The 20,211-nt window shown below is 62.0% G+C and carries 26 protein-coding genes and 1 pseudogene; 20 read left to right on the forward strand and 7 right to left on the reverse strand.

Annotated features, from left to right (window positions below; genetic code table 11):
* Nucleotides 1–157: 157 nt before the first annotated feature.
* The 7 genes from gshB (at nt 158) to R1A29_RS27015 (ending at nt 6,083) form a co-directional block, all read left to right on the forward strand.
* Nucleotides 158–1,129, forward strand: a complete 972-nt coding sequence (gshB, locus tag R1A29_RS26985; protein WP_438300040.1) for a glutathione synthase — start codon at nt 158–160, stop codon at nt 1,127–1,129.
* Between the two features lie 100 nt (nt 1,130–1,229).
* On the forward strand, nt 1,230–2,129 hold the full coding sequence (locus R1A29_RS26990) for an energy transducer TonB (protein WP_085709081.1): 900 nt from the start codon (nt 1,230–1,232) through the stop codon (nt 2,127–2,129).
* Nucleotides 2,130–2,188: 59 nt separating this feature from the next.
* Nucleotides 2,189–2,761 (forward strand): YqgE/AlgH family protein, encoded by a 573-nt coding sequence (locus R1A29_RS26995; RefSeq protein ID WP_134828394.1) that lies wholly within the window; start codon nt 2,189–2,191, stop codon nt 2,759–2,761.
* The gene (ruvX, locus tag R1A29_RS27000; RefSeq protein WP_119427542.1) at nt 2,761–3,198 is read left to right on the forward strand and encodes a Holliday junction resolvase RuvX; all 438 of its coding nucleotides are present in this window, start codon (nt 2,761–2,763) and stop codon (nt 3,196–3,198) included. The genes R1A29_RS26995 and ruvX overlap by 1 nt, the downstream gene beginning before the upstream one ends.
* Nucleotides 3,199–3,279: 81 nt before the next feature.
* Nucleotides 3,280–3,783, forward strand: a complete 504-nt coding sequence (gene pyrR, locus R1A29_RS27005; RefSeq protein WP_085709078.1) for a bifunctional pyr operon transcriptional regulator/uracil phosphoribosyltransferase PyrR — start codon at nt 3,280–3,282, stop codon at nt 3,781–3,783.
* Between the two features lie 27 nt (nt 3,784–3,810).
* A complete protein-coding gene (locus tag R1A29_RS27010; protein ID WP_025109148.1) occupies nt 3,811–4,815 on the forward strand; it encodes an aspartate carbamoyltransferase catalytic subunit in 1,005 nt (334 codons plus the stop codon).
* A complete protein-coding gene (locus R1A29_RS27015) occupies nt 4,812–6,083 on the forward strand; it encodes a dihydroorotase (protein ID WP_438300041.1) in 1,272 nt (423 codons plus the stop codon). Before R1A29_RS27010 ends, R1A29_RS27015 begins: the two co-directional genes overlap by 4 nt.
* A 35-nt stretch (nt 6,084–6,118) precedes the next feature.
* Here the strand turns inward: R1A29_RS27015 and R1A29_RS27020 are convergent, their stop codons facing one another.
* Nucleotides 6,119–6,553 (reverse strand): NINE protein, encoded by a 435-nt coding sequence (locus R1A29_RS27020; RefSeq protein ID WP_085709075.1) that lies wholly within the window; start codon nt 6,551–6,553, stop codon nt 6,119–6,121.
* A 248-nt stretch (nt 6,554–6,801) separates the two neighbouring features.
* Here R1A29_RS27020 and R1A29_RS27025 point away from each other — a divergent pair, with 248 nt between their 5' ends.
* Nucleotides 6,802–7,425 (forward strand): C40 family peptidase, encoded by a 624-nt coding sequence (locus R1A29_RS27025; protein ID WP_085709074.1) that lies wholly within the window; start codon nt 6,802–6,804, stop codon nt 7,423–7,425.
* 51 nt (nt 7,426–7,476) lie between these two features.
* On the opposite strand, the gene R1A29_RS27030 is transcribed toward R1A29_RS27025, so the two are convergent.
* A complete protein-coding gene (locus R1A29_RS27030) occupies nt 7,477–8,511 on the reverse strand; it encodes a type IV pilus twitching motility protein PilT (RefSeq protein ID WP_114886090.1) in 1,035 nt (344 codons plus the stop codon).
* Between the two features lie 56 nt (nt 8,512–8,567).
* On the opposite strand from R1A29_RS27030, the gene R1A29_RS27035 reads away from it, so the two are divergent.
* The 11 genes and pseudogenes from R1A29_RS27035 to R1A29_RS27085 all read left to right on the forward strand — a co-directional run bounded on the left by R1A29_RS27035 (nt 8,568) and on the right by R1A29_RS27085 (nt 16,153).
* Entirely contained in the window at nt 8,568–9,254 is a 687-nt protein-coding gene (locus R1A29_RS27035) for a YggS family pyridoxal phosphate-dependent enzyme (RefSeq protein ID WP_438300043.1), read from the forward strand.
* 23 nt (nt 9,255–9,277) lie between these two features.
* Nucleotides 9,278–10,096 (forward strand): pyrroline-5-carboxylate reductase, encoded by an 819-nt coding sequence (gene proC / locus R1A29_RS27040; RefSeq protein WP_085731569.1) that lies wholly within the window; start codon nt 9,278–9,280, stop codon nt 10,094–10,096.
* Nucleotides 10,097–10,106: 10 nt separating this feature from the next.
* Nucleotides 10,107–10,697 carry a YggT family protein gene (locus R1A29_RS27045; protein ID WP_085709070.1) on the forward strand — a complete coding sequence of 197 codons (591 nt, stop codon included), beginning with the start codon at nt 10,107–10,109 and terminating at the stop codon, nt 10,695–10,697.
* Nucleotides 10,694–10,990 (forward strand): DUF167 domain-containing protein, encoded by a 297-nt coding sequence (locus R1A29_RS27050; protein WP_438300044.1) that lies wholly within the window; start codon nt 10,694–10,696, stop codon nt 10,988–10,990. Before R1A29_RS27045 ends, R1A29_RS27050 begins: the two co-directional genes overlap by 4 nt.
* A gap of 229 nt (nt 10,991–11,219) precedes the next feature.
* A pseudogene (metX, locus tag R1A29_RS27055) lies at nt 11,220–12,358 on the forward strand (homoserine O-succinyltransferase MetX).
* Nucleotides 12,359–12,365: 7 nt separating this feature from the next.
* Nucleotides 12,366–12,986, forward strand: a complete 621-nt coding sequence (metW, locus tag R1A29_RS27060; protein WP_085709067.1) for a methionine biosynthesis protein MetW — start codon at nt 12,366–12,368, stop codon at nt 12,984–12,986.
* A gap of 26 nt (nt 12,987–13,012) precedes the next feature.
* On the forward strand, nt 13,013–13,447 hold the full coding sequence (locus R1A29_RS27065; protein ID WP_085580861.1) for a DUF4426 domain-containing protein: 435 nt from the start codon (nt 13,013–13,015) through the stop codon (nt 13,445–13,447).
* Nucleotides 13,444–14,040, forward strand: a complete 597-nt coding sequence (gene rdgB, locus R1A29_RS27070) for an RdgB/HAM1 family non-canonical purine NTP pyrophosphatase (RefSeq protein ID WP_085709065.1) — start codon at nt 13,444–13,446, stop codon at nt 14,038–14,040. Before R1A29_RS27065 ends, rdgB begins: the two co-directional genes overlap by 4 nt.
* On the forward strand, nt 14,037–15,242 hold the full coding sequence (gene hemW / locus R1A29_RS27075; RefSeq protein WP_438300045.1) for a radical SAM family heme chaperone HemW: 1,206 nt from the start codon (nt 14,037–14,039) through the stop codon (nt 15,240–15,242). Before rdgB ends, hemW begins: the two co-directional genes overlap by 4 nt.
* 20 nt (nt 15,243–15,262) lie before the next feature.
* On the forward strand, nt 15,263–15,586 hold the full coding sequence (locus R1A29_RS27080; protein ID WP_438300046.1) for a DUF3392 domain-containing protein: 324 nt from the start codon (nt 15,263–15,265) through the stop codon (nt 15,584–15,586).
* 18 nt (nt 15,587–15,604) lie between these two features.
* On the forward strand, nt 15,605–16,153 hold the full coding sequence (locus R1A29_RS27085) for an RNA 2'-phosphotransferase (protein ID WP_438300047.1): 549 nt from the start codon (nt 15,605–15,607) through the stop codon (nt 16,151–16,153).
* Nucleotides 16,154–16,216: 63 nt separating this feature from the next.
* Here the strand turns inward: R1A29_RS27085 and trmB are convergent, their stop codons facing one another.
* The 4 genes from trmB to R1A29_RS27105 form a co-directional block, all read right to left on the reverse strand.
* On the reverse strand, nt 16,217–16,942 hold the full coding sequence (trmB, locus tag R1A29_RS27090) for a tRNA (guanosine(46)-N7)-methyltransferase TrmB (protein WP_085646976.1): 726 nt from the start codon (nt 16,940–16,942) through the stop codon (nt 16,217–16,219).
* Nucleotides 16,943–16,951: 9 nt separating this feature from the next.
* Entirely contained in the window at nt 16,952–17,746 is a 795-nt protein-coding gene (locus R1A29_RS27095) for a thiazole synthase (protein WP_007953385.1), read from the reverse strand.
* 60 nt (nt 17,747–17,806) lie between these two features.
* A complete protein-coding gene (gene thiS / locus R1A29_RS27100; protein WP_007953386.1) occupies nt 17,807–18,007 on the reverse strand; it encodes a sulfur carrier protein ThiS in 201 nt (66 codons plus the stop codon).
* Nucleotides 18,008–18,079: 72 nt separating this feature from the next.
* Complete coding sequence (locus tag R1A29_RS27105; protein WP_119427533.1) at nt 18,080–18,460, reverse strand: DUF423 domain-containing protein; 381 nt, start codon at nt 18,458–18,460, stop codon at nt 18,080–18,082.
* Between the two features lie 74 nt (nt 18,461–18,534).
* Between R1A29_RS27105 and mtgA the strand changes: the two genes are divergently transcribed.
* Nucleotides 18,535–19,257: a monofunctional biosynthetic peptidoglycan transglycosylase gene (gene mtgA / locus R1A29_RS27110; RefSeq protein WP_438300048.1), complete on the forward strand. Its 723-nt coding sequence runs from the start codon at nt 18,535–18,537 to the stop codon at nt 19,255–19,257.
* Between the two features lie 73 nt (nt 19,258–19,330).
* Here the strand turns inward: mtgA and rpoH are convergent, their stop codons facing one another.
* A complete protein-coding gene (gene rpoH, locus R1A29_RS27115) occupies nt 19,331–20,185 on the reverse strand; it encodes an RNA polymerase sigma factor RpoH (protein WP_003229146.1) in 855 nt (284 codons plus the stop codon).
* Nucleotides 20,186–20,211 lie beyond the last annotated feature (26 nt).

The raw sequence follows: 20,211 nt of genomic DNA on the forward strand, positions 1-20,211 counted from the left end.
CTTGATGTTCAAGGGCCAGCACGGCTGGGAGCCTTTTTAGCACAGTCTCCAGAAGCAATCTATCGACGGGTTTTTCCTTGACCGAAAACCCGCCCGGAGCCACTCTGGCGGCACTTTTTTCATACCGATCCGGTAGCCAATTTTCGAGGAAAACCCAATGAGCGTTCGCGTCGGGATAGTCATGGACCCAATCGCCAGCATTTCCTATAAAAAGGATAGCTCGCTGGCCATGCTGCTGGCGGCGCAGAAGCGCGGCTGGGAACTGTTCTACATGGAACAGAAAGACCTTTATCAAGGTGAAGGTCAGGCCCGGGCGCGGATGAAGCCGCTGAAAGTCTTCGCCAACCCGGAAAAATGGTTCGAACTGGGCGCCGAACAGGATTCCCTGCTGAGCGACCTGAACGTGATCCTGATGCGCAAGGATCCGCCATTCGACATGGAGTTCGTCTACTCCACCTACCTGCTCGAACAGGCCGAGTCCGCTGGCGTGCTGGTGGTCAACAAGCCGCAGAGCCTGCGCGACTGCAACGAAAAGCTGTTCGCCACGCTGTTCCCGCAGTGCACGCCGCCAACCGTGGTCAGCCGCCGCGCCGACGTACTGCGTGAATTCGCCGCCAAGCATGGCGACGTGATCCTCAAGCCGCTGGACGGCATGGGCGGTACTTCTATCTTCCGTCACCGCGTCGGCGATCCGAACCTGTCGGTGATTCTGGAAACCCTGACCGCCCTCGGCACCCAGCAGATCATGGGCCAGGCCTACCTGCCGGCGATCAAGGACGGCGACAAGCGCATCCTGATGATCGACGGCGAGCCGGTGGATTACTGCCTGGCGCGGATTCCGGCCCAGGGCGAAACCCGTGGCAACCTCGCCGCCGGCGGTCGAGGCGAAGCCCGCCCGCTGACCGACAAGGATCGCTGGATCGCCGCTCAGGTCGGCCCGACCTTGCGCGCGAAGGGCCTGCTGTTCGTCGGCCTCGACGTGATCGGCGAGCACCTGACCGAAATCAACGTCACCAGCCCGACCTGCATCCGCGAGATCGACAATGCCTTCGGCACCGACATCGGCGGGATGCTGATGGATGCGATAGAGAAAAAGCTGCAAGCCACGAGCCGCAAGCTTGAAGCTTGAAGCTCGTCGCTCGTCGCTTGCTTCTGTGCAGCTTGCAGCTAAAAACCAACATTGCGTTATCATGCCGAGCCCGTAAAAACGCGATGTTGGTTTTTCTCGAATGACACTTCCGTCCGATCTGCCTGCTGAACTCGCCCACCGCGGCGTGCGCCCGGTCGATCGCCTCGGATTTACCCTGTTTCTCGCGGCGCTGATCCATTTGGCGCTGCTGCTCGGCGTGGGTTTCACCATGGTCGAGCCCAAGCAGATCAGCAAAACCCTGGAAATCACCCTCGCTACCTTCAAGAGCGAAACCAAGCCCAAGAAGGCCGATTTCCTCGCTCAGGAAAACCAGGAAGGCAGCGGCACCCTCGACAAGAAGGCGATCCCCAAGACCACCGAAGTCGCGCCGTTCCAGGACAATCAGGTCAAGAAAGTCACCCCGCCGCCGGCCGCCAAGCCGGAAGTGCAGGAAGCCGCGCCCAAGGCGGCGGTGACCACCGTCGCGCCGAAACCGAAAAAGGCGCCGACCAAGAAAGAAGAAGCCAAGACCGAGACCAAACCGACGGTCGATGCACCGACTTTCGACAGTTCGCAGCTCTCCAGCGACATCGCCAGCCTGGAAGCCGAACTGGCCAACGAACAACAGCTGTACGCCAAACGCCCGCGCATCCACCGCCTGAGCGCGGCCTCGACCATGCGCGACAAGGGCGCCTGGTACAAGGACGAATGGCGCAAGAAGGTCGAGCGCATCGGCAACCTCAATTACCCCGAAGAAGCCCGGCGCCAACAGATTTACGGCAATTTGCGCCTGATGGTGTCGATCAACCGCGACGGCTCGCTGTATGAAGTGCTGGTGCTGGAATCCTCCGGCCAGCCGCTGCTGGATCAGGCAGCGCAGCGCATCGTGCGGCTGGCCGCGCCTTTCGCACCGTTTACCGGCGACTTGTCGGACATCGACCGGCTGGAAATCATCCGCACCTGGAAATTCGCCCGGGGCGACCGGCTGTCCAGCAACTGAGCCGATCTTTTGACCGCTCCAGCTTGTCAGTTCGCCCCCCGAACGCCACACTACCGCACATGAAAAACGTCAGCCCCAGCTACCTCAAGCATCACTTCCTGATCGCCATGCCACACATGGCCGACCCGAACTTTGCCCACACCTTGACCTACATCGTCGAGCACACGGCCAATGGCGCAATGGGGCTGGTGGTCAACCGACCGCAAGAGCTGAACCTGGCCGACATCCTCGAGCAGCTGCGCCCGGACATCGATCCGCCAGCGCTGTGCCAGCATGTACCGATCTTCATCGGCGGCCCGGTGCAGACCGATCGCGGTTTTGTCCTGCACCCGGCAGGCAAGACGTTCCAGGCCACCGTCGAGCTGGACGGCGACCTCGCACTGTCCACCTCGCAAGACGTGCTGTTCGCCATCGCTGACGGCGTGGGCCCGGCGAAAAGCCTGATCACCCTCGGCTACGCCGGCTGGGAAGCCGGGCAACTGGAGGCTGAAATGGCCGACAACGCCTGGCTGACCTGCCCGTACGACGCCGACATCCTGTTCAACACCAGCAGCGAACTGCGCCTGGAAGCGGCGGCCAAACACTTGGGGATCAACCTCAATCTGCTGACCAGCCAGGCAGGGCACGCCTGATGGCCCTGCGCCTGATCCTCGGCTTCGACTACGGCACCAAACAGATCGGCGTGGCGGTCGGCCAGGTGATTACCGGCCAGGCTCGCGAGCTGTGCACCTTGAAGGCGCAAAACGGTGTGCCGGACTGGAATCAGGTCGAAGCCCTGATAAAGGAATGGAAACCCGATGCCGTGGTGGTCGGCCTGCCGCTGAACATGGACGGCACACCCAGCGAGATGTGCGTACGCGCCGAGAAATTCGCCCGCCGTCTCAACGGACGCTACAACCTGCCCTTCTATACCCACGACGAGCGCCTGACGACCTTCGAAGCCAAGGGCGAGCGACTGGTGCGCGGCGGACAGAAGGGCAGCTACCGCGACAACCCGGTGGACGCCATCGCCGCCGCGCTGCTGCTGCAGGGCTGGCTCGACGAGAACACCGCACTGTTTGAATCCTGACAAGCGCTACGGCGCTTTTCTTTTGGCTACAACCCGAGCCCCGGTTCGCTAGAACCGGCTCGACCCCGAGAAGGAGCAACCATGAGCCTGCCCAATCCCGCCGATCTGATCAGCCAGATGGCGACACGCCTCAAGGCGCACCTGGCCCAGCGTGGTATCAGCGAACCGCGTTACATCGGCATCCGCACCGGCGGCGTCTGGGTCGCCCAGGCCCTGCTCGCAGAGCTGGGCAGCGATGCGCCACTGGGTACGCTGGACGTTTCCTTCTACCGCGACGACTTCAGCCAGAACGGCCTGCACCCGCAAGTGCGTCCGTCCGCCCTGCCCTTCGAAATCGAAGGCCAGCATCTGGTGCTGATCGACGACGTACTGATGAGCGGCCGGACCATCCGCGCTGCCATGAACGAGCTGTTCGACTACGGCCGCCCGGCCAGCGTGACGCTGGTCTGCCTGCTGGACCTGGACGCCGGCGAACTGCCGATCCGCCCGAACGTGGTCGGCGCGACCCTGTCGCTGGCCGCCCATGAGCGGGTCAAGCTGTCCGGCCCGGAGCTGGCCCTCGAACTGCAAGACCTTGCCCTTTAATCCGCCCTATTGAGAGTCCCCTTCGCGATGACGCCTCTAGATACCAAGCGCCCGCTGCAGCTCAATGATCAGGGCCAGCTGCGCCACTTCCTCTCGCTCGACGGCCTGCGCCGCGAGTTGCTGACGGAAATCCTCGACACCGCCGACTCGTTCCTCGAAGTCGGTGCACGGGCCGTGAAGAAGGTCCCGTTGCTGCGCGGCAAGACCGTGTGCAACGTGTTCTTCGAAAACTCCACGCGCACCCGCACCACCTTCGAACTGGCGGCCCAGCGACTGTCGGCGGACGTGATCACCCTGAACGTGTCGACGTCGTCGGCCAGCAAGGGCGAAACCCTGCTCGACACCCTGCGCAATCTCGAAGCCATGGCCGCCGACATGTTCGTCGTGCGCCACGGTGATTCGGGCGCCGCGCACTTCATCGCCGAGCATGTCTGCCCGCAGGTGGCGATCATCAACGGCGGCGACGGCCGTCATGCCCACCCGACCCAGGGCATGCTCGACATGCTGACCATCCGTCGGCACAAGGGCAGCTTCGAAAACCTCTCGGTAGCCATCGTCGGCGACATCCTGCATTCGCGGGTGGCGCGCTCGAACATGCTCGCCCTGAAGACCCTCGGTTGCCAGGACATCCGCGTGATCGCGCCGAAGACCCTGCTGCCGATCGGCATCGAGCAGTACGGCGTGAAGGTCTACACCGACATGACCGAAGGCCTGAAAGACGTCGACGTGGTGATCATGCTGCGCCTGCAGCGTGAGCGCATGACCGGCGGCCTGCTGCCGAGCGAAGGCGAGTTCTACCGCCTGTTCGGCCTGACCACCGCGCGCCTGGCCGGTGCCAAGCCCGATTGCATCGTCATGCACCCGGGGCCGATCAACCGTGGCGTGGAGATCGAGTCGGCGGTGGCTGACGGCCCGCACTCGGTGATCCTCAATCAAGTTACCTACGGCATCGCGATCCGTATGGCCGTGCTGTCCATGGCCATGAGCGGACAAACCGCGCAGCGTCAATTCGAGCAGGAGAACGCCCAGTGAAGCTCAGCATTCTCGGCGCCCGCGTCATCGATCCAAGCAGCGGCCTGGATCAAATCACCGATATTCACGTTGAAGCCTGCAAGATCGTCGCCCTCGGCGCGGCACCGGCCGGTTTCACCGCTGTGGAAACCATCGACGCCCAAGGCCTTGTCGCCGCTCCGGGCCTCGTCGACCTGAACGTCGCCCTGCGCGAGCCGGGCTACAGCCGCAAAGGCACCATCGCCAGCGAAACCCGCGCCGCGGCGGCCGGAGGCGTGACCAGCCTGTGCTGCCCGCCGAAAACCAAACCGGTGCTCGACACCTCGGCCGTGGCCGAGCTGATCCTCGACCGCGCCCGCGAAGCCGGCAACACCAAGGTGTTTCCGATCGGCGCCCTGAGCAAAGGCCTGGACGGCGAGCAACTGGCCGAGCTCGTTGCCTTGCGCGACGCCGGTTGCGTGGCGTTCGGCAACGGTCTGGAGAGCTTTCGCAACACCCGCACCCTGTGCCGGGCGCTGGATTACGCGGCAACCTTCGACCTGACGGTGATTTTCAACTCCCAGGATCACGACCTCGCCGACGGCGGCCTGGCCCACGAAGGCGCCACTGCCAGCTTCCTCGGCCTGCCGGGCATCCCGGAAACCGCTGAAACCGTGGCCCTGGCCCGGGATCTGCTGCTGGTCGAGCAGACCGGCGTGCGTGCGCACTTCAGTCAACTGACCAGCGCTCGCGGCGTGGCCCTGATTGCTCAGGCCCAGGCCCGTGGTTTGAAAGTCACGGCGGATGTCGCCCTTTATCAACTGATCCTGACGGATGAAGCGCTGATCGACTTCAGCAGCCTGTATCACGTGCAACCACCGCTGCGCACCCGCGCGGATCGCGACGGTCTGCGTGAAGCGGTGAAGTCCGGGGTGGTTTCGGCGATCTCCAGCCATCACCAGCCCCATGAGCGCGATGCGAAACTGGCACCGTTCGGCGCTACCGAGCCGGGCATCAGCAGTGTCGAACTGCTGCTGCCGCTGGCGATGACGCTGGTCGAGGATGGTCTGCTGGACCTGCCGACCCTGCTGGCGCGCCTGAGCGCCGGCCCGGCCGAAGCCCTGCGCCTGCCGGCAGGCAAACTGGCAGTGGGCGGTGCGGCGGATATCGTGCTGTTCGATCCAAAGGCTTCGACCGTGGCCGGCGAGCGCTGGCTGTCGAAGGGCGAGAACTGCCCGTTCCTCGGTCACAGCCTGCCAGGCGTGGTGCGTTACACGTTGGTGGATGGCCGGATCAGCCATCAGGCATAAAAAAGTGGCGAGGGAGCTTGCTCCCTCGCCATCTCTTACTGAAAAGCACCCCGCCCTTCGGCGTTACGCACCGACACCTGATCGTTCAGCGTCCAGAAGTCATACAGCACGCCCAGAAAGAACAACCCGCCGGTCAGCAGGTACAGCAAACCTGTGATCCACTTGCCCTGATACATCCGGTGCACGCCGAACGCGCCAAGAAATGTCAGCAGAATCCACGCCACGTTGTATTCGATCGGCCCCGCCGCAAAGCGCAGGTCCGCTTCCCGGTCCATCGCCGGGATCAGGAACACGTCGATCAGCCAGCCAATCCCCAGCAGGCCGAAGGTGAAAAACCAGATCGTGCCGGTCACCGGCTTGCCGTAATAGAAGCGGTGCGACCCGGTAAAACCGAAGATCCACAACAGGTAACCGATCACCTTGCTATGGGTGTCCTTTTCCTTCACTTGTGGCAGTTGATAGCGGTTCATGAAGACCTCGATACACGCGATAGATAAATTTTCTTTAATTCTTTGTGACTTTTTTACATGTAGCCGACGTACGGCAAATGCTACCTTGTGGTCCGTCAAAGCCTTATAGCACCTGACTTCTGTCCGACAATTGCGTCTATTTGCCGCTTGTTTGGTTCCGTTGCCCGCCTTTTGAATCGACCAACGGCCTCGGAAGGGACAAAAAAGCTGTTATAAAGTTGCGCGCTAACACATAAGAGCCCTGCCTAATGCGTCCATTTTTCAAGACATGGCTAACTATTTGCCTATTAATGCCACTGGCCGCCCACGCCACCAATCGTGAGCAACGTCTTCCCAACGTTAACGGTTTCACTCCCAAATCCCATGCCTCTGCTCCGTCGAACAAAGGCAAGCAAACGAAACACACCACGCTCGCCAGCAAGGGTCACGGCAAGCTGGTTCCACCGATGGCGAACAAGGAAAGCAGCAACGTCCTCAGTCGCGCGGTGAACGTCCTCGGTACACCTTACCGTTGGGGCGGCAGCAGCCCGAGCAAAGGCTTCGACTGCAGCGGCCTGGTGAAATACGCGTTCAACGACGCCACGTTCGACCTGCCGCGCACCTCGAATGCCATGGCCAGCGGCCACGGCGAGAAAGTCGAGCGCAAGGATCTCAAGCCTGGCGACCTGATTTTCTTCAATATCAAGAGCCGTCGGGTCAATCACGTTGCCATCTACCTGGGCAACGACCGCTTCATCCACGCACCGCGCCGTGGCAAAGCGGTGAGCATCGATACGCTGAACAAGCCGTATTGGGAACAGCATTACGTGGTTGCCAAGCGTGTGCTGCCGAAAGAACCGGGCGGCAAGCAGATGCGCGTGGTTCAACGCTGATCCTTGCAGATCACAAAAAACGCAGCCCTCGGGCTGCGTTTTTTTTCGCCACTAGAAATTATCCGGCGTCCGCGCCTTCTCCCGCGCATGCTCGCGACTGATCAGGCCCTTGGTCACCAGATCCTTCAGGCACATGTCGAGTGTCTGCATCCCCAGCGACCCGCCGGTCTGGATCGCCGAATACATCTGCGCCACCTTGTCCTCGCGGATCAGGTTCCGGATCGCCGACGTTCCCAGCATGATTTCGTGCGCCGCCACCCGGCCGCCGCCGATCTTCTTGATCAGCGTCTGCGACACCACGGCCAGCAACGACTCGGACAGCATCGAACGCACCATGGACTTCTCGTCCCCAGGGAACACGTCAACCACCCGGTCGATGGTCTTGGCTGCCGAGGTGGTGTGCAGCGTACCGAACACCAGATGCCCGGTTTCCGCAGCGGTCAGCGCCAGGCGGATGGTTTCCAGGTCGCGCATCTCGCCCACCAGGATCACGTCCGGGTCTTCCCGCAACGCTGAGCGCAACGCAGTGGCGAAACTGCGGGTATCGCGGTGGACCTCACGCTGATTGATCAGGCATTTGCGCGATTCGTGGACGAATTCGATGGGGTCTTCGATGGTCAGGATGTGGTGATGACGATGGGTGTTGAGGTAATCAATCATCGCCGCCAGGGTGGTGGATTTGCCGGAACCGGTCGGCCCGGTCACCAGCACCAGCCCGCGCGGCGCGTCGGTGATCTTGCGAAAGACGTCGCCCATGGCGAGGTCTTCCATGCTCAGCACTTTCGACGGGATGGTGCGGAACACGGCGCCGGCGCCACGGTTCTGGTTGAAGGCATTGACCCGAAAGCGCGCCACACCCGGCACTTCGAAGGAAAAGTCGGTTTCCAGATGTTTCTCGAACTCCACCCGTTGGGTGTCGTTCATGATGTCGTAGATCAGCTCGTGCACCTGTTTGTGATCCAGCGCCGGCAGATTGATCCGCCGCACATCGCCATCCACGCGGATCATCGGCGGCAGTCCGGCCGACAGGTGCAGGTCGGAAGCGCCCTGTTTGGCGCTGAAGGCCAGCAGTTCAGTGATATCCATAGCGTCCCTCAATTCCAGTAGAATGCCGCGAACCTTCAGACCGCTGGCGCCTCTTGATGTCCACGATAGCAGACAACATTCTCCACGTTAGTTCGCGCATCCAGGCAGCGACTCAAGCCGCCGGCCGCGATGAAAACAGCGTCCAGCTGCTGGCCGTGAGCAAGACCAAACCCGCCGAAGCCCTGCGCGAAGCTTACGCCGCCGGCCTGCGCGACTTTGGCGAGAACTATCTGCAGGAAGCTTTGGGCAAACAGCTCGAACTGGCCGACCTGCCCTTGATCTGGCACTTCATCGGCCCCATTCAGTCGAACAAGACCCGCTCGATTGCCGAGCACTTCGCCTGGGTGCACTCCGTGGACCGTCTGAAAATTGCCCAACGTCTGTCCGAGCAACGTCCGGCGGATCTGCCGCCACTGAACATCTGCATTCAGGTCAATGTCAGCGGTGAGGCCAGCAAATCCGGCTGCACTCCGGCCGACCTGCCGGCCCTGGCCGAGGCCATCAGCGCCCTGCCGCGCTTGAAGTTGCGCGGGCTGATGGCGATTCCCGAGCCGACCGAAGATCGCGCCGAGCAGGATGCCGCATTCGCCGCCGTCCAGACATTGCAGGCCAACCTTGATCTGCCGCTCGACACACTTTCCATGGGCATGAGCCACGACCTCGAGTCGGCCATTGCCCAGGGCGCCACCTGGGTCCGTATCGGTACGGCCCTGTTTGGCGCTCGCGACTACTCCCAATCTTGATGATTTCCAGATAAGGACCTGACATGAGCAACACGCGTATTGCCTTTATCGGTGCCGGCAACATGGCCGCCAGCCTGATCGGCGGCCTGCGGGCCAAGGGTCTGGAAGCCGCACACATCCGCGCCAGCGATCCGGGCGAAGAGACCCGCAACCGGGTCAGCGCCGAGCACGGCATCGAAACCTTCGCCGACAATGCCCAGGCCATCGACGGCGCCGACGTTGTCGTGCTGGCAGTCAAGCCACAGGCCATGAAAGCCGTGTGCGAAGCGATCCGCCCGAGCCTGAAACCGAATCAACTGGTGGTGTCCATCGCCGCCGGCATCACCTGTGCCAGCATGACCGCGTGGCTCGGTGAGCAGCCGATCGTGCGCTGCATGCCCAACACCCCGGCGCTGCTGCGTCAGGGCGTGAGCGGCTTGTACGCCACCGGCGAAGTCAGCGCCGAACAGCGCCAACAGGCTGAAGAGCTGCTGTCCGCCGTGGGCATCGCCCTGTGGCTGAACGAAGAACAGCAACTGGACGCGGTCACCGCCGTCTCCGGTTCCGGCCCGGCCTACTTCTTCCTGCTGATCGAAGCCATGACCGCCGCCGGCGTCAAACTCGGCCTGCCGAAGGAAACCGCCGAGCAACTGACTCTGCAAACTGCGCTGGGCGCCGCGCACATGGCGGTTTCCAGCGACGTCGACGCCGCCGAACTGCGCCGCCGCGTGACCTCGCCAGCGGGCACCACTGAAGCTGCGATCAAATCGTTCCAGGCCGGCGGCTTCGAAGCCCTGGTGGAAAAAGCACTCGGCGCCGCCGCGCACCGCTCGGCCGAGATGGCCGAACAACTGGGCAAATAAGGAGCCTTACATGATTGGATTGAACACTGCAGCGGTCTACGTGCTGCAAACCCTCGGCAGCCTGTACCTGCTGATCGTGCTGCTGCGCTTCGTCCTGCAACTGGTACGGGCGAACTTCTACAACCCGCTGTGCCAGTTCGTGGTCAAGGCCACCCAGCCGCTGCTCAAGCCACTGCGCCGGATCATCCCGAGCCTGTTCGGCCTCGACATGTCCTCGCTGGTGCTGGCAATCCTCGTACAACTGGCACTGATGGCACTGACCCTGCTGCTGACCTACGGCACCACCGGCAACCCGCTGCAACTGTTCATCTGGTCGATCATCGGCGTGACCGCGCTGTTCCTGAAGATTTTCTTCTTCGCCCTTATCATCAGCGTGATCCTGTCGTGGGTCGCCCCGGGCAGCCATAACCCGGGCGCCGAGCTGGTGAACCAGATCTGCGAACCGGCCCTGGCGCCGTTCCGCCGCTTCCTGCCGAGCATGGGCGGCCTGGACCTGTCGCCGATTTTCGCCTTTCTCGCGCTGAAGCTGATCGACATGCTGGTGATCAACAACCTCGCGGCGATGACGATGATGCCGGAAATCCTGCGCCTGTTGATGTGAGCTGGTTCCGTTGGGACGGGGACGACCTTATCCTCGAGTGTCACCTGCAACCGGCAGCCCGCAACGATGACTTCGCCGGGCTGCACGGTGATCGCCTGAAGATCCGCCTGACCGCGCCGCCGGTCGAGGGCAAGGCCAATGCGTATCTGATGGGGTTTCTGGCCAAGGCTTTCGGGGTTTCCAAGAGTCAGGTCAGTTTGCTCAGTGGTGAGTTGAACCGGCAGAAGCGGGTGCGCATCCATGCCCCCAAAAAACTGCCGGATTTGCCGGGATTAGTTGCGCAATCGTCTTGATTCTTGTGTCGCCGCCCCCCCCTCACCCCAGCCCTCTCCCCCAGGAGAGGGAGCCGATAATTGTTGTTTCCGAAACTTGAGCTCAACTCGAAAATATCAGGTCGGTGCAGCTCGAAAGATCACCGCAGTCAGTCCCCTCTCCCTCCGGGAGAGGGTTAGGGTGAGGGCTGCTTGCTGCTAACCCCCATGCTCTTTAGACTTACGCCTCATTTCAACGAGAGCAGGGTCGATGCCAGCTGCCTTTCCCCCGATTCTGTTGGTCTGGTGACGCCGCAAACGGCGCACTTCAGCGAACCGCTGGCCCTGGCCTGCGGCCGTTCGCTGGCCGCTTATGACCTGATCTACGAAACCTACGGCACGCTGAACACGCAAGCGAGCAACGCCGTGTTGATCTGCCACGCCTTGTCCGGCCACCACCACGCCGCCGGCTACCACAGCGTCGACGACCGCAAGCCCGGTTGGTGGGACAGCTGCATCGGCCCCGGCAAACCGATCGACACCAACAAGTTCTTCGTGGTCAGCCTGAACAACCTCGGTGGTTGCAACGGCTCCACCGGCCCGAGCAGCCTCAACCCGGACACCGGCAAGCCGTTCGGCGCCGACTTCCCGGTGCTGACCGTGGAAGACTGGGTGCACAGCCAGGCGCGCCTCGCCGACCTGCTCGGCATCGGCCAGTGGGCCGCAGTGATCGGCGGCAGCCTCGGCGGCATGCAGGCGCTGCAATGGACCATCACCTATCCGGATCGCGTGCGCCACTGCCTGGCCATCGCCTCAGCCCCCAAGCTGTCGGCGCAGAACATCGCCTTCAACGAAGTGGCGCGCCAGGCGATCCTCACCGATCCGGAATTCCACGGCGGCTCGTTCCAGGAACAGGGCGTGATCCCCAAACGCGGCCTGATGCTGGCGCGGATGGTCGGGCACATCACCTACCTGTCCGACGACTCCATGGGCGAGAAATTCGGTCGCGGCCTGAAGAGCGAAAAGCTCAACTACGACTTCCACAGCGTCGAGTTTCAGGTCGAAAGCTACCTGCGCTATCAGGGCGAAGAATTCTCCGGGCGCTTCGATGCCAACACCTATCTGTTGATGACCAAGGCGCTGGATTACTTCGATCCGGCGGCGAACTTCGACGATAACCTGGCGAAAACCTTCGAAGGCGCGAAAGCCAAGTTCTGCGTGATGTCGTTCACCACCGACTGGCGCTTCTCCCCGGCCCGTTCGCGGGAACTGGTGGACGCACTGATGGCTGCACGCAAGGACGTCAGCTACCTGGAAATCGACGCGCCCCAGGGCCACGACGCCTTCCTGATTCCGATCCCGCGCTATTTGCAGGCGTTCGGCAATTACATGAACCGAATTACGGTGTGAACAAGCCATGAGAGCTGATCTGGAAATCATCCAGGAATGGATCCCCGCCGGCAGCCGCGTGCTCGACCTCGGTTGCGGTGACGGCGAGTTGCTGACCTGGCTGCGCGACCACAAGCAGGTCACCGGTTATGGCCTGGAAAACGACCCGGACAACATTGCCGAGTGCGTGGCCAAGGGCATCAACGTCATCGAGCAGGACCTGGACAAGGGCCTGGGCAACTTCGCCAGCAACAGCTTCGACGTGGTCGTGATGACCCAGGCCCTGCAGGCCGTGCACTACCCGGACAAGATCCTCGACGAAATGCTGCGGGTCGGTCGCCAGTGCATCATCACCTTCCCCAACTTCGGCCACTGGCGCTGCCGCTGGTATCTGGCGAGCAAGGGCCGGATGCCGGTGTCCGAGTTCCTGCCGTACACCTGGTACAACACGCCGAACATTCACTTCTGCACCTTCGAAGACTTTGAAGAACTTTGTCGCGAACGTGAGGCGAAGGTCATTGATCGGCTTGCCGTGGATCAACAGCACCGCCACGGGTGGGCCAGTAAGCTATGGCCTAATCTGTTAGGTGAGATCGGTATCTACCGCGTCAGCAGCCCGGGGCTGCAGGATCACAAAATCGCGGTCTGAACCACGACATTGCGAGGAGAACGAACATGGGACGCCTGATTACCACGCTATTGGCCGCCTGCCTGAGCCTGTCGGCCGTGGCAGCCGATGCCATCAAGAGCGAGCGCCAGGAAACCTTCGGCGACGTGACGGTGCACTACAACACCTTCAACTCGACCTACCTGCAACCGGACATCGCCAAGGCTGCCGAGTTGATCCGCAGCAAGAATCAGGGCGTGATCAATGTCTCGGTGATCAAAGACGGCAAGCCGCTGATCGCCAACGTCACCGGCACGGTCAAAGACCTGACCAGCCAGACCGTGACCCTGAATTTCCGCCAGGTCACCGAACAGGGCGCGATCTATTACATCGCCCAGTACCCGGTGGAACAGCAGGAAACCCGCACCTTCGAAATCAAGGTGCAGAACGGTGACAAGATCAACACCATCAATTTCAACCAAGAGCTTTTCCCCGGCGAATGATGAACCTCAAGCAACTCGTACTGGCCAGCCATAACGCCGGCAAACTCAAGGAACTCCAGGCCATGCTCGGCGAATCGGTGCAATTGCGCTCGATCGGCGAGTTCAGCAGCGTGGAGCCGGAAGAAACCGGTCTGTCGTTCGTCGAGAACGCGATCCTCAAGGCGCGCAATGCCGCGCGCATCTCCGGGCTGCCGGCGCTGGCCGACGATTCGGGTCTGGCGGTGGACTTCCTCGGCGGTGCACCGGGCATCTACTCCGCGCGCTACGCCGACGGCAAGGGCGACGCGGCGAACAACGCCAAGCTGCTCGACGCACTGAAAGACGTGCCTGAAGCCGAGCGCGGCGCGCAGTTCGTCTGCGTACTGGCGCTGGTGCGTCATGCCGACGACCCGCTGCCGATCCTCTGCGAAGGCCTGTGGCACGGGCGCATCCTGACCGCCGCCAGCGGCGAGCACGGTTTCGGCTACGACCCGCTGTTCTGGGTGCCGGAGCGTAACGTGTCCAGCGCCGAACTGAGCCCGAGCGACAAGAACCAGATCAGCCACCGCGCCCGTGCAATGGATCTGCTGCGCCAGCGTCTGGGCTTGAAATGACCGATAGCTCCTCCGCGTCGTCGCTGATCATCGGTGGCGCCGCCTCCTCGCCTCGGGCGCCGTTGCCGACGCTACCGCCCCTGGCGCTGTACATCCACATCCCGTGGTGTGTGCGCAAATGCCCGTATTGCGACTTCAACTCCCACACCGCCAGCCCGGTGCTGCCGGAACAGGAATATGTCGATGCGCTGCTTGCCGACCTGGATCAGGATCTGCACGCGGTGTACGGCCGCGAGTTGAGTTCGATCTTCTTTGGCGGTGGCACGCCAAGCCTGTTCAGCGCAGAAGCCCTTGGTCGCTTGCTGGAAGGCGTCAAACAACGCATCCCGTTTGCCGAGGACATCGAAATCACCCTGGAAGCCAACCCCGGGACCTTCGAGCAAGCGAAGTTCGTCGCCTACCGCAAACTGGGGATCAATCGCCTGTCGATCGGTATCCAGAGCTTCCAGCAGGAAAAGCTCAAGGCCCTCGGCCGCATCCACAACGGCGACGAAGCGGTGCGTGCCGCCGGCATGGCGCGCCAGGCCGGGTTCGATAACTTCAACCTCGACCTGATGCACGGCCTGCCGGACCAGTCGCTGGACGATGCCCTGAGCGATCTGCGTCAGGCGATCGAACTGAAACCGACGCACATCTCCTGGTATCAGCTGACACTGGAGCCGAACACCGTGTTCTGGAACCAGCCGCCGGTGCTGCCGGAAGACGACACGCTGTGGGACATTCAAGAGGCCGGACAGGCGCTGCTGGCCGAACACGGTTACGCGCAATACGAAGTCTCCGCCTATGCCCAACCCGGTCGTCCGGCGCGGCATAACCTCAACTACTGGAGCTTCGGTGACTTCATCGGCATCGGCGCCGGCGCCCACGGCAAGCTCAGCCATCCGGACGGGCGCATCGTGCGCACCTGGAAGACCCGACTGCCGAAGGACTACCTCAACCCGACCAAAAGCTTCCAGGCCGGCGAGAAAGCCCTGACCAACGACGAGATGCCGTTCGAGTTCCTGATGAACGCCCTGCGCCTGACTGCCGGCGTCGAATCACGCCTGTATCCCGAGCGCACCGGCCTGCCGCTGGAAAGCCTCGACGAACACCGGCGCGAGGCCGAACAAAGCGGTCTGTTGCAGGTCGAACCGTCACGTCTGGCGGCCACCGAGCGCGGACAACTCTTTCTCAACGATTTGCTGCAGAAATTTCTGAGCTGAATGGCTCCCCGGGAAACCGCATGGATTTGATACTCGACCTGCTCGCCACTGTCTCCCGCTGGAGCCGCAGCAACCTCTCGGAAATCGCGCTGGCCCTGGTGGGCTGCCTGCTGGTGCTGTTCGGCGCCGACTTCAAAAGCTGGGTCGAGCAACGCCTGGGCAGCATCGCCGGCGCCCTGCGCGTCCCGCTGATGGCCCTGCTGTGCATGGTCGGCAGCGGCGCGGCGCTGATCTACGCCACGCCGTGGGTGGTGAAGGGGCTGAGCCAGTTCAACAACTACAGCCTGGCGCCGGTGTTGTTGGTGGTGCTCGTTTTGATCGGCGTGGTCGCCGACCGCCGCTGAATACAGACAGGGAAGTTCATGAGCAAGAAACTGCTGGACGAAACAAGCAAATTTCTCAGCTTCGTGCTGCGTCATGAGCCACAGGCGATTGGCCTGACGCTGGACTCCGAAGGCTGGGCAAACATCGACGCCTTGATCGATGGCGCGGCACGGGACGGCAGAACGCTGGATCGCACGCTGATCGAAAACGTCGTGGCCAGCAGTGACAAAAAGCGCTTTTCGATCTCTCCGGACGGTCAGTCGATTCGCGCCGTACAGGGCCACTCGACGAAAAGCGTGGAGCTGCAGTTCGAAGAAAAGCAGCCTCCGGAAACGCTCTATCACGGCACGGCGACACGTTTCATGGACTCGATCAACGAGCAGGGATTGATCCCGGGATCACGTCATCACGTGCATCTTTCCCAGGAAACCGACACGGCTTCGGCGGTCGGGCAACGTTACGGAACGGTCGTGATTCTGCAGGTCGCCGCGCGGCAGATGCAGGAACAGGGGTTCAAGTTCTACCAGGCCGAGAATGGTGTCTGGCTGACCGAGCGGGTACCGGCAGAATTCCTTTCTACGATGTAATGACCGAGTGCTGCTAAAACAACTGTGGGAGCCATTGGCTCCCACAGTTTTATTGCATAAGGCTTAAGCGAGTTTCTCGAACTTCAGATCCCACACGCCATGCCCAAGACGTTCGCCGCGGCGTTCGAACTTGGTGATCGGGCGCTCGGCCGGGCGTGGCACGCACTTGCCGTCTTCGGCGAGGTTGCGATAGCCCGGGGCGACGTTCATCACTTCCAGCATGTATTCGGCATACGGCTCCCAGTCGGTGGCCATGTGCAGAATGCCGCCAACCTTCAACTTGCTGCGCACCAGCTCAGCGAAGGACGCCTGAACGATGCGGCGCTTGTGGTGCCGGCTCTTGTGCCACGGATCCGGGAAGAACAGCATCAGGCGATCGAGGCTGTTGTCGGCGATGCAACGGTTGAGCACTTCGATCGCGTCGCAATCGTAGACCCGCAGGTTGGTCAGGCCCTGAGTCAGCACGCCATTGAGCAGCGCGCCGACACCCGGACGGTGAACTTCGACACCGATGAAATCCTGTTCCGGCGCAGCGGCTGCCATTTCCAGCAGCGAGTGGCCCATGCCGAAACCGATCTCCAGCGAACGCGGCGCGGAACGGCCGAACACCTGATCGTAATCCACCGGCGCATCGGCCAGAGGCAGGACGAACTTCGGCGCGCCCTGATCCAGGCCGCGCTGCTGGCCTTCGGTCATGCGCCCGGCGCGCATCACGAAACTCTTGATGCGGCGGTGTTGGCGCTCGTCGCCTTCTTCCGTCTGGATTGGCGTGTCGTTCGATTCAGTCATCAATAGCTCTTACTTGATCAGACCATCCAGCGGCGAAGAGGCGCTGGCATAGAGTTTTTTCGGCATGCGGCCGGCGAGGTAGGCCAGGCGGCCCGCGACGATCGCGTGTTTCATGGCTTCGGCCATCATGATCGGCTGCTGGGCGTGGGCGATGGCCGAGTTCATCAGCACGGCGTCACAGCCCAGTTCCATCGAGATGGTGGCGTCGGAAGCGGTACCGACACCGGCATCCACCAGTACCGGGATCTTGGCTTCTTCGAGGATGATCTGCAGGTTGTACGGGTTGCAGATCCCCAGGCCCGAACCGATCAGGCCGGCCAGCGGCATCACCGCGATGCAGCCGATTTCCGCCAGTTGCCGGGCGATGATCGGGTCATCACTGGTGTAAACCATCACGTCGAAACCTTCCTTGACCAGCACTTCGGCGGCCTTGAGGGTTTCGATCACGTTGGGGAACAGGGTTTTCTGGTCAGCCAGCACTTCCAGCTTCACCAGGTTGTGGCCATCGAGCAGCTCACGGGCCAGGCGGCAGGTGCGCACGGCTTCGACCGCGTCGTAGCAGCCGGCAGTGTTCGGCAGGAAGGTGTAGCGATCCGGCGACAGCACTTCGAGCAGGTTCGGCTCGCCTTCGATCTGGCCCAGGTTGGTGCGGCGCACCGCGAAGGTGACGATCTCGGCACCCGAGGCTTCGATGGCCAGGCGGGTTTCTTCCATGTCACGGTACTTGCCGGTACCGACCAGCAAACGCGACTGGTAAGTACGACCGGCCAGAACGAAAGGCTTGTCGCTACGAACGATGCTCATGGGAAATCCTCTGTTGGGGTGAGGGTCTTGCAGAATTCTCGGCCCATGCAGGCCGGACGGCTAGCCGCCGCCGATGGCGTGCACCACTTCGACGTTGTCGCCGTCGTTCAGCGTGGTGTCGGCATGCTGGCTGCGCGGGACGATATCCAGATTGAGCTCGACCGCGACGCGGCGTCCGGTCAGGTCCAGACGGGTCAGCAGGGCCGCAACGGTTTCACCGTCGGGCAGTTCAAAGGATTCACCGTTCAACTGAATGCGCATGCGCAACGCCGCCATCACTTTTTAGGGGGTGGCATTCTAGCCCGATCATGACCTAAAGGTCAGCACCAAGCGTCAAGCGGTTGGCTGCAGGCGCCAGGCGGCGAGTCCGAGGCACAGCCAGCCGATCAGGAACGCCAGGCCACCGAACGGGGTGATGATGCCGAGCTTGCCGATGCCGATGGTGGTCAGCAGGTACAGACTGCCGGAGAACAACAGGATGCCGATGCTGAACGAGATGCCGGCCCAGGCGACCAGACGCCCCTGAAGCTGCGTGGCCAGCAGCGCCACACCGAACAGCGCCAGCGCATGCACCAGTTGATAGGTGACGCCGGTGTGGAAGATCGCGAGGTACTCGGGGGTCAGGCGGTTTTTCAGGCCATGGGCGGCGAATGCGCCAAGGCCGACACCGGTGAAACCAAAGAAGGCAGCCAGCATCAGAAAGCTACGCAGCATGTAGAACTCCACTCAGACTCGATCGGCAGGGTCTGTATAATGGCCCGCTCAACCGGTTCGGCCAAGCCATCTCTATGCTGCGTTTATTTCTCCGTCGTTTCACGAAGGCCCTGCTCTGGTTCGCGGGCGGCAGCGTATTGCTGGTGTTGGTGTTTCGTTTCGTGCCGCCGCCGGGCACGGCACTGATGGTCGAGCGCAAGATCCAATCCTGGGTCGACGGCGAGCCGATCGATCTGCAACGCACCTGGAAGCCGTGGGACGAGATATCCGATGATCTGAAGGTCGCGGTGATTGCCGGTGAAGACCAGAAATTCCCCGAGCACTGGGGTTTTGACCTGAGTGCGATCAAGGCCGCACTGGCCCACAACGAACTCGGCGGCTCGATTCGCGGCGCCAGCACCCTGAGCCAGCAAGTGTCGAAGAACCTGTTCTTGTGGTCCGGCCGCAGCTATCTGCGCAAAGGCCTGGAAGCGTGGTTCACCGCGCTGATCGAAGTGTTCTGGCCCAAGCAACGGATTCTTGAGGTGTACCTGAACAGCGTCGAGTGGGATGACGGCGTGTTTGGCGCCGAAGCAGCGGCACGGCATCACTTTGGCGTAAGCGCCAAGTCTTTGTCCCGGCAGCAGGCGAGCTATCTGGCGGCTGTGCTGCCGAATCCGCGGGTCTGGAGTGCCAGTCACCCGACTTCCTATGTTTCGCGTCGAGCCGGATGGATTCGCCAGCAGATGAGCCAGCTGGGCGGCGACAGCTATCTGCTGACACTCGATGATTCACGCCGCGCACCCTGGGCCCAATAAGTTTCTGAAGCGCACACAAAAAACGCCCCGATCATCACTGATCGGGGCGTTTTTTTTATTGCCGGACTATCGGTTACGCGGCAATCGACAATTTGAGCTTGTTCATCGCGCTCTTCTCGAGCTGACGGATCCGCTCGGCCGACACGTTGTACTTCTGCGCCAGGTCGTGCAGCGTGGCTTTCTCTTCTGCCAGCCAGCGCTGGTAGAGGATGTCGCGGCTGCGCTCGTCCAGCACTTCCAGTGCTTCGTGCAGGTTGTGATTGGAGTTGTCGCTCCAGTCGGCATCTTCCAGCTGACGCGCCGGGTCGTACCGGTGGTCTTCCAGGTAGTTGGCCGGCGATTGGAAAGCACTGTCGTCGTCGGCTTCGGCAGCCGGGTCGAAGGCCATGTCATGGCCGGTCAGGCGACTTTCCATCTCACGCACTTCACGGGGCTCGACGCCGAGGCTTTCCGCCACACGGTGGACTTCCTCGTTGTTCAGCCAGGCCAGACGTTTCTTCTGGCTGCGCAGGTTGAAGAACAGCTTGCGCTGGGCCTTGGTGGTCGCGACTTTCACGATCCGCCAGTTGCGCAGGATGAACTCGTGAATCTCGGCCTTGATCCAGTGCACCGCGAAGGACACCAGACGCACGCCCATTTCCGGGTTGAAACGCTTCACGGCCTTCATCAGGCCGACGTTGCCTTCCTGGATCAGGTCAGCCTGAGCCAGACCGTAGCCGGAATAGCTACGGGCAATGTGTACGACAAATCGCAGGTGGGCGAGCACCATCTGCCGAGCCGCCCCAAGATCCTGCTCATAGTAGAGACTCTCGGCCAGTTCACGCTCCTGCTCCGGCGTCAGCAATGGAATGCTGTTGACGGTGTGCACATAGGCTTCCAGGTTTGCGCCCGGAACCAATGCATACGCAGGTTGCAAAGAATTGGTCATACGAAAAAACCTCCGACTTACATACT

Source organism: Pseudomonas sp. NMS19W, from assembly GCF_051554255.1.
Lineage (GTDB): Bacteria > Pseudomonadota > Gammaproteobacteria > Pseudomonadales > Pseudomonadaceae > Aquipseudomonas > Aquipseudomonas kribbensis.

Coding starts and splice junctions, on each gene's coding strand:
- R1A29_RS27065 (WP_085580861.1), top strand. CDS start 13,013: ATGGGACGCCTGATTACCACGCTATTGGCCGCCTGCCTGAGCCTGTCG.
- R1A29_RS27010 (WP_025109148.1), top strand. CDS start 3,811: ATGACGCCTCTAGATACCAAGCGCCCGCTGCAGCTCAATGATCAGGGC.
- metW (WP_085709067.1), top strand. CDS start 12,366: ATGAGAGCTGATCTGGAAATCATCCAGGAATGGATCCCCGCCGGCAGC.
- gshB (WP_438300040.1), top strand. CDS start 158: ATGAGCGTTCGCGTCGGGATAGTCATGGACCCAATCGCCAGCATTTCC.
- R1A29_RS26995 (WP_134828394.1), top strand. CDS start 2,189: ATGAAAAACGTCAGCCCCAGCTACCTCAAGCATCACTTCCTGATCGCC.
- R1A29_RS26990 (WP_085709081.1), top strand. CDS start 1,230: ATGACACTTCCGTCCGATCTGCCTGCTGAACTCGCCCACCGCGGCGTG.
- R1A29_RS27045 (WP_085709070.1), top strand. CDS start 10,107: ATGATTGGATTGAACACTGCAGCGGTCTACGTGCTGCAAACCCTCGGC.
- R1A29_RS27020 (WP_085709075.1), bottom strand. CDS start 6,553: ATGAACCGCTATCAACTGCCACAAGTGAAGGAAAAGGACACCCATAGC.
- pyrR (WP_085709078.1), top strand. CDS start 3,280: ATGAGCCTGCCCAATCCCGCCGATCTGATCAGCCAGATGGCGACACGC.
- hemW (WP_438300045.1), top strand. CDS start 14,037: ATGACCGATAGCTCCTCCGCGTCGTCGCTGATCATCGGTGGCGCCGCC.
- mtgA (WP_438300048.1), top strand. CDS start 18,535: ATGCTGCGTTTATTTCTCCGTCGTTTCACGAAGGCCCTGCTCTGGTTC.
- R1A29_RS27085 (WP_438300047.1), top strand. CDS start 15,605: ATGAGCAAGAAACTGCTGGACGAAACAAGCAAATTTCTCAGCTTCGTG.
- R1A29_RS27105 (WP_119427533.1), bottom strand. CDS start 18,460: ATGCTGCGTAGCTTTCTGATGCTGGCTGCCTTCTTTGGTTTCACCGGT.
- R1A29_RS27030 (WP_114886090.1), bottom strand. CDS start 8,511: ATGGATATCACTGAACTGCTGGCCTTCAGCGCCAAACAGGGCGCTTCC.
- rdgB (WP_085709065.1), top strand. CDS start 13,444: ATGATGAACCTCAAGCAACTCGTACTGGCCAGCCATAACGCCGGCAAA.
- thiS (WP_007953386.1), bottom strand. CDS start 18,007: ATGCGCATTCAGTTGAACGGTGAATCCTTTGAACTGCCCGACGGTGAA.
- proC (WP_085731569.1), top strand. CDS start 9,278: ATGAGCAACACGCGTATTGCCTTTATCGGTGCCGGCAACATGGCCGCC.
- R1A29_RS27095 (WP_007953385.1), bottom strand. CDS start 17,746: ATGAGCATCGTTCGTAGCGACAAGCCTTTCGTTCTGGCCGGTCGTACT.
- R1A29_RS27035 (WP_438300043.1), top strand. CDS start 8,568: ATGTCCACGATAGCAGACAACATTCTCCACGTTAGTTCGCGCATCCAG.
- R1A29_RS27025 (WP_085709074.1), top strand. CDS start 6,802: ATGCGTCCATTTTTCAAGACATGGCTAACTATTTGCCTATTAATGCCA.
- R1A29_RS27080 (WP_438300046.1), top strand. CDS start 15,263: ATGGATTTGATACTCGACCTGCTCGCCACTGTCTCCCGCTGGAGCCGC.
- ruvX (WP_119427542.1), top strand. CDS start 2,761: ATGGCCCTGCGCCTGATCCTCGGCTTCGACTACGGCACCAAACAGATC.
- rpoH (WP_003229146.1), bottom strand. CDS start 20,185: ATGACCAATTCTTTGCAACCTGCGTATGCATTGGTTCCGGGCGCAAAC.
- trmB (WP_085646976.1), bottom strand. CDS start 16,942: ATGACTGAATCGAACGACACGCCAATCCAGACGGAAGAAGGCGACGAG.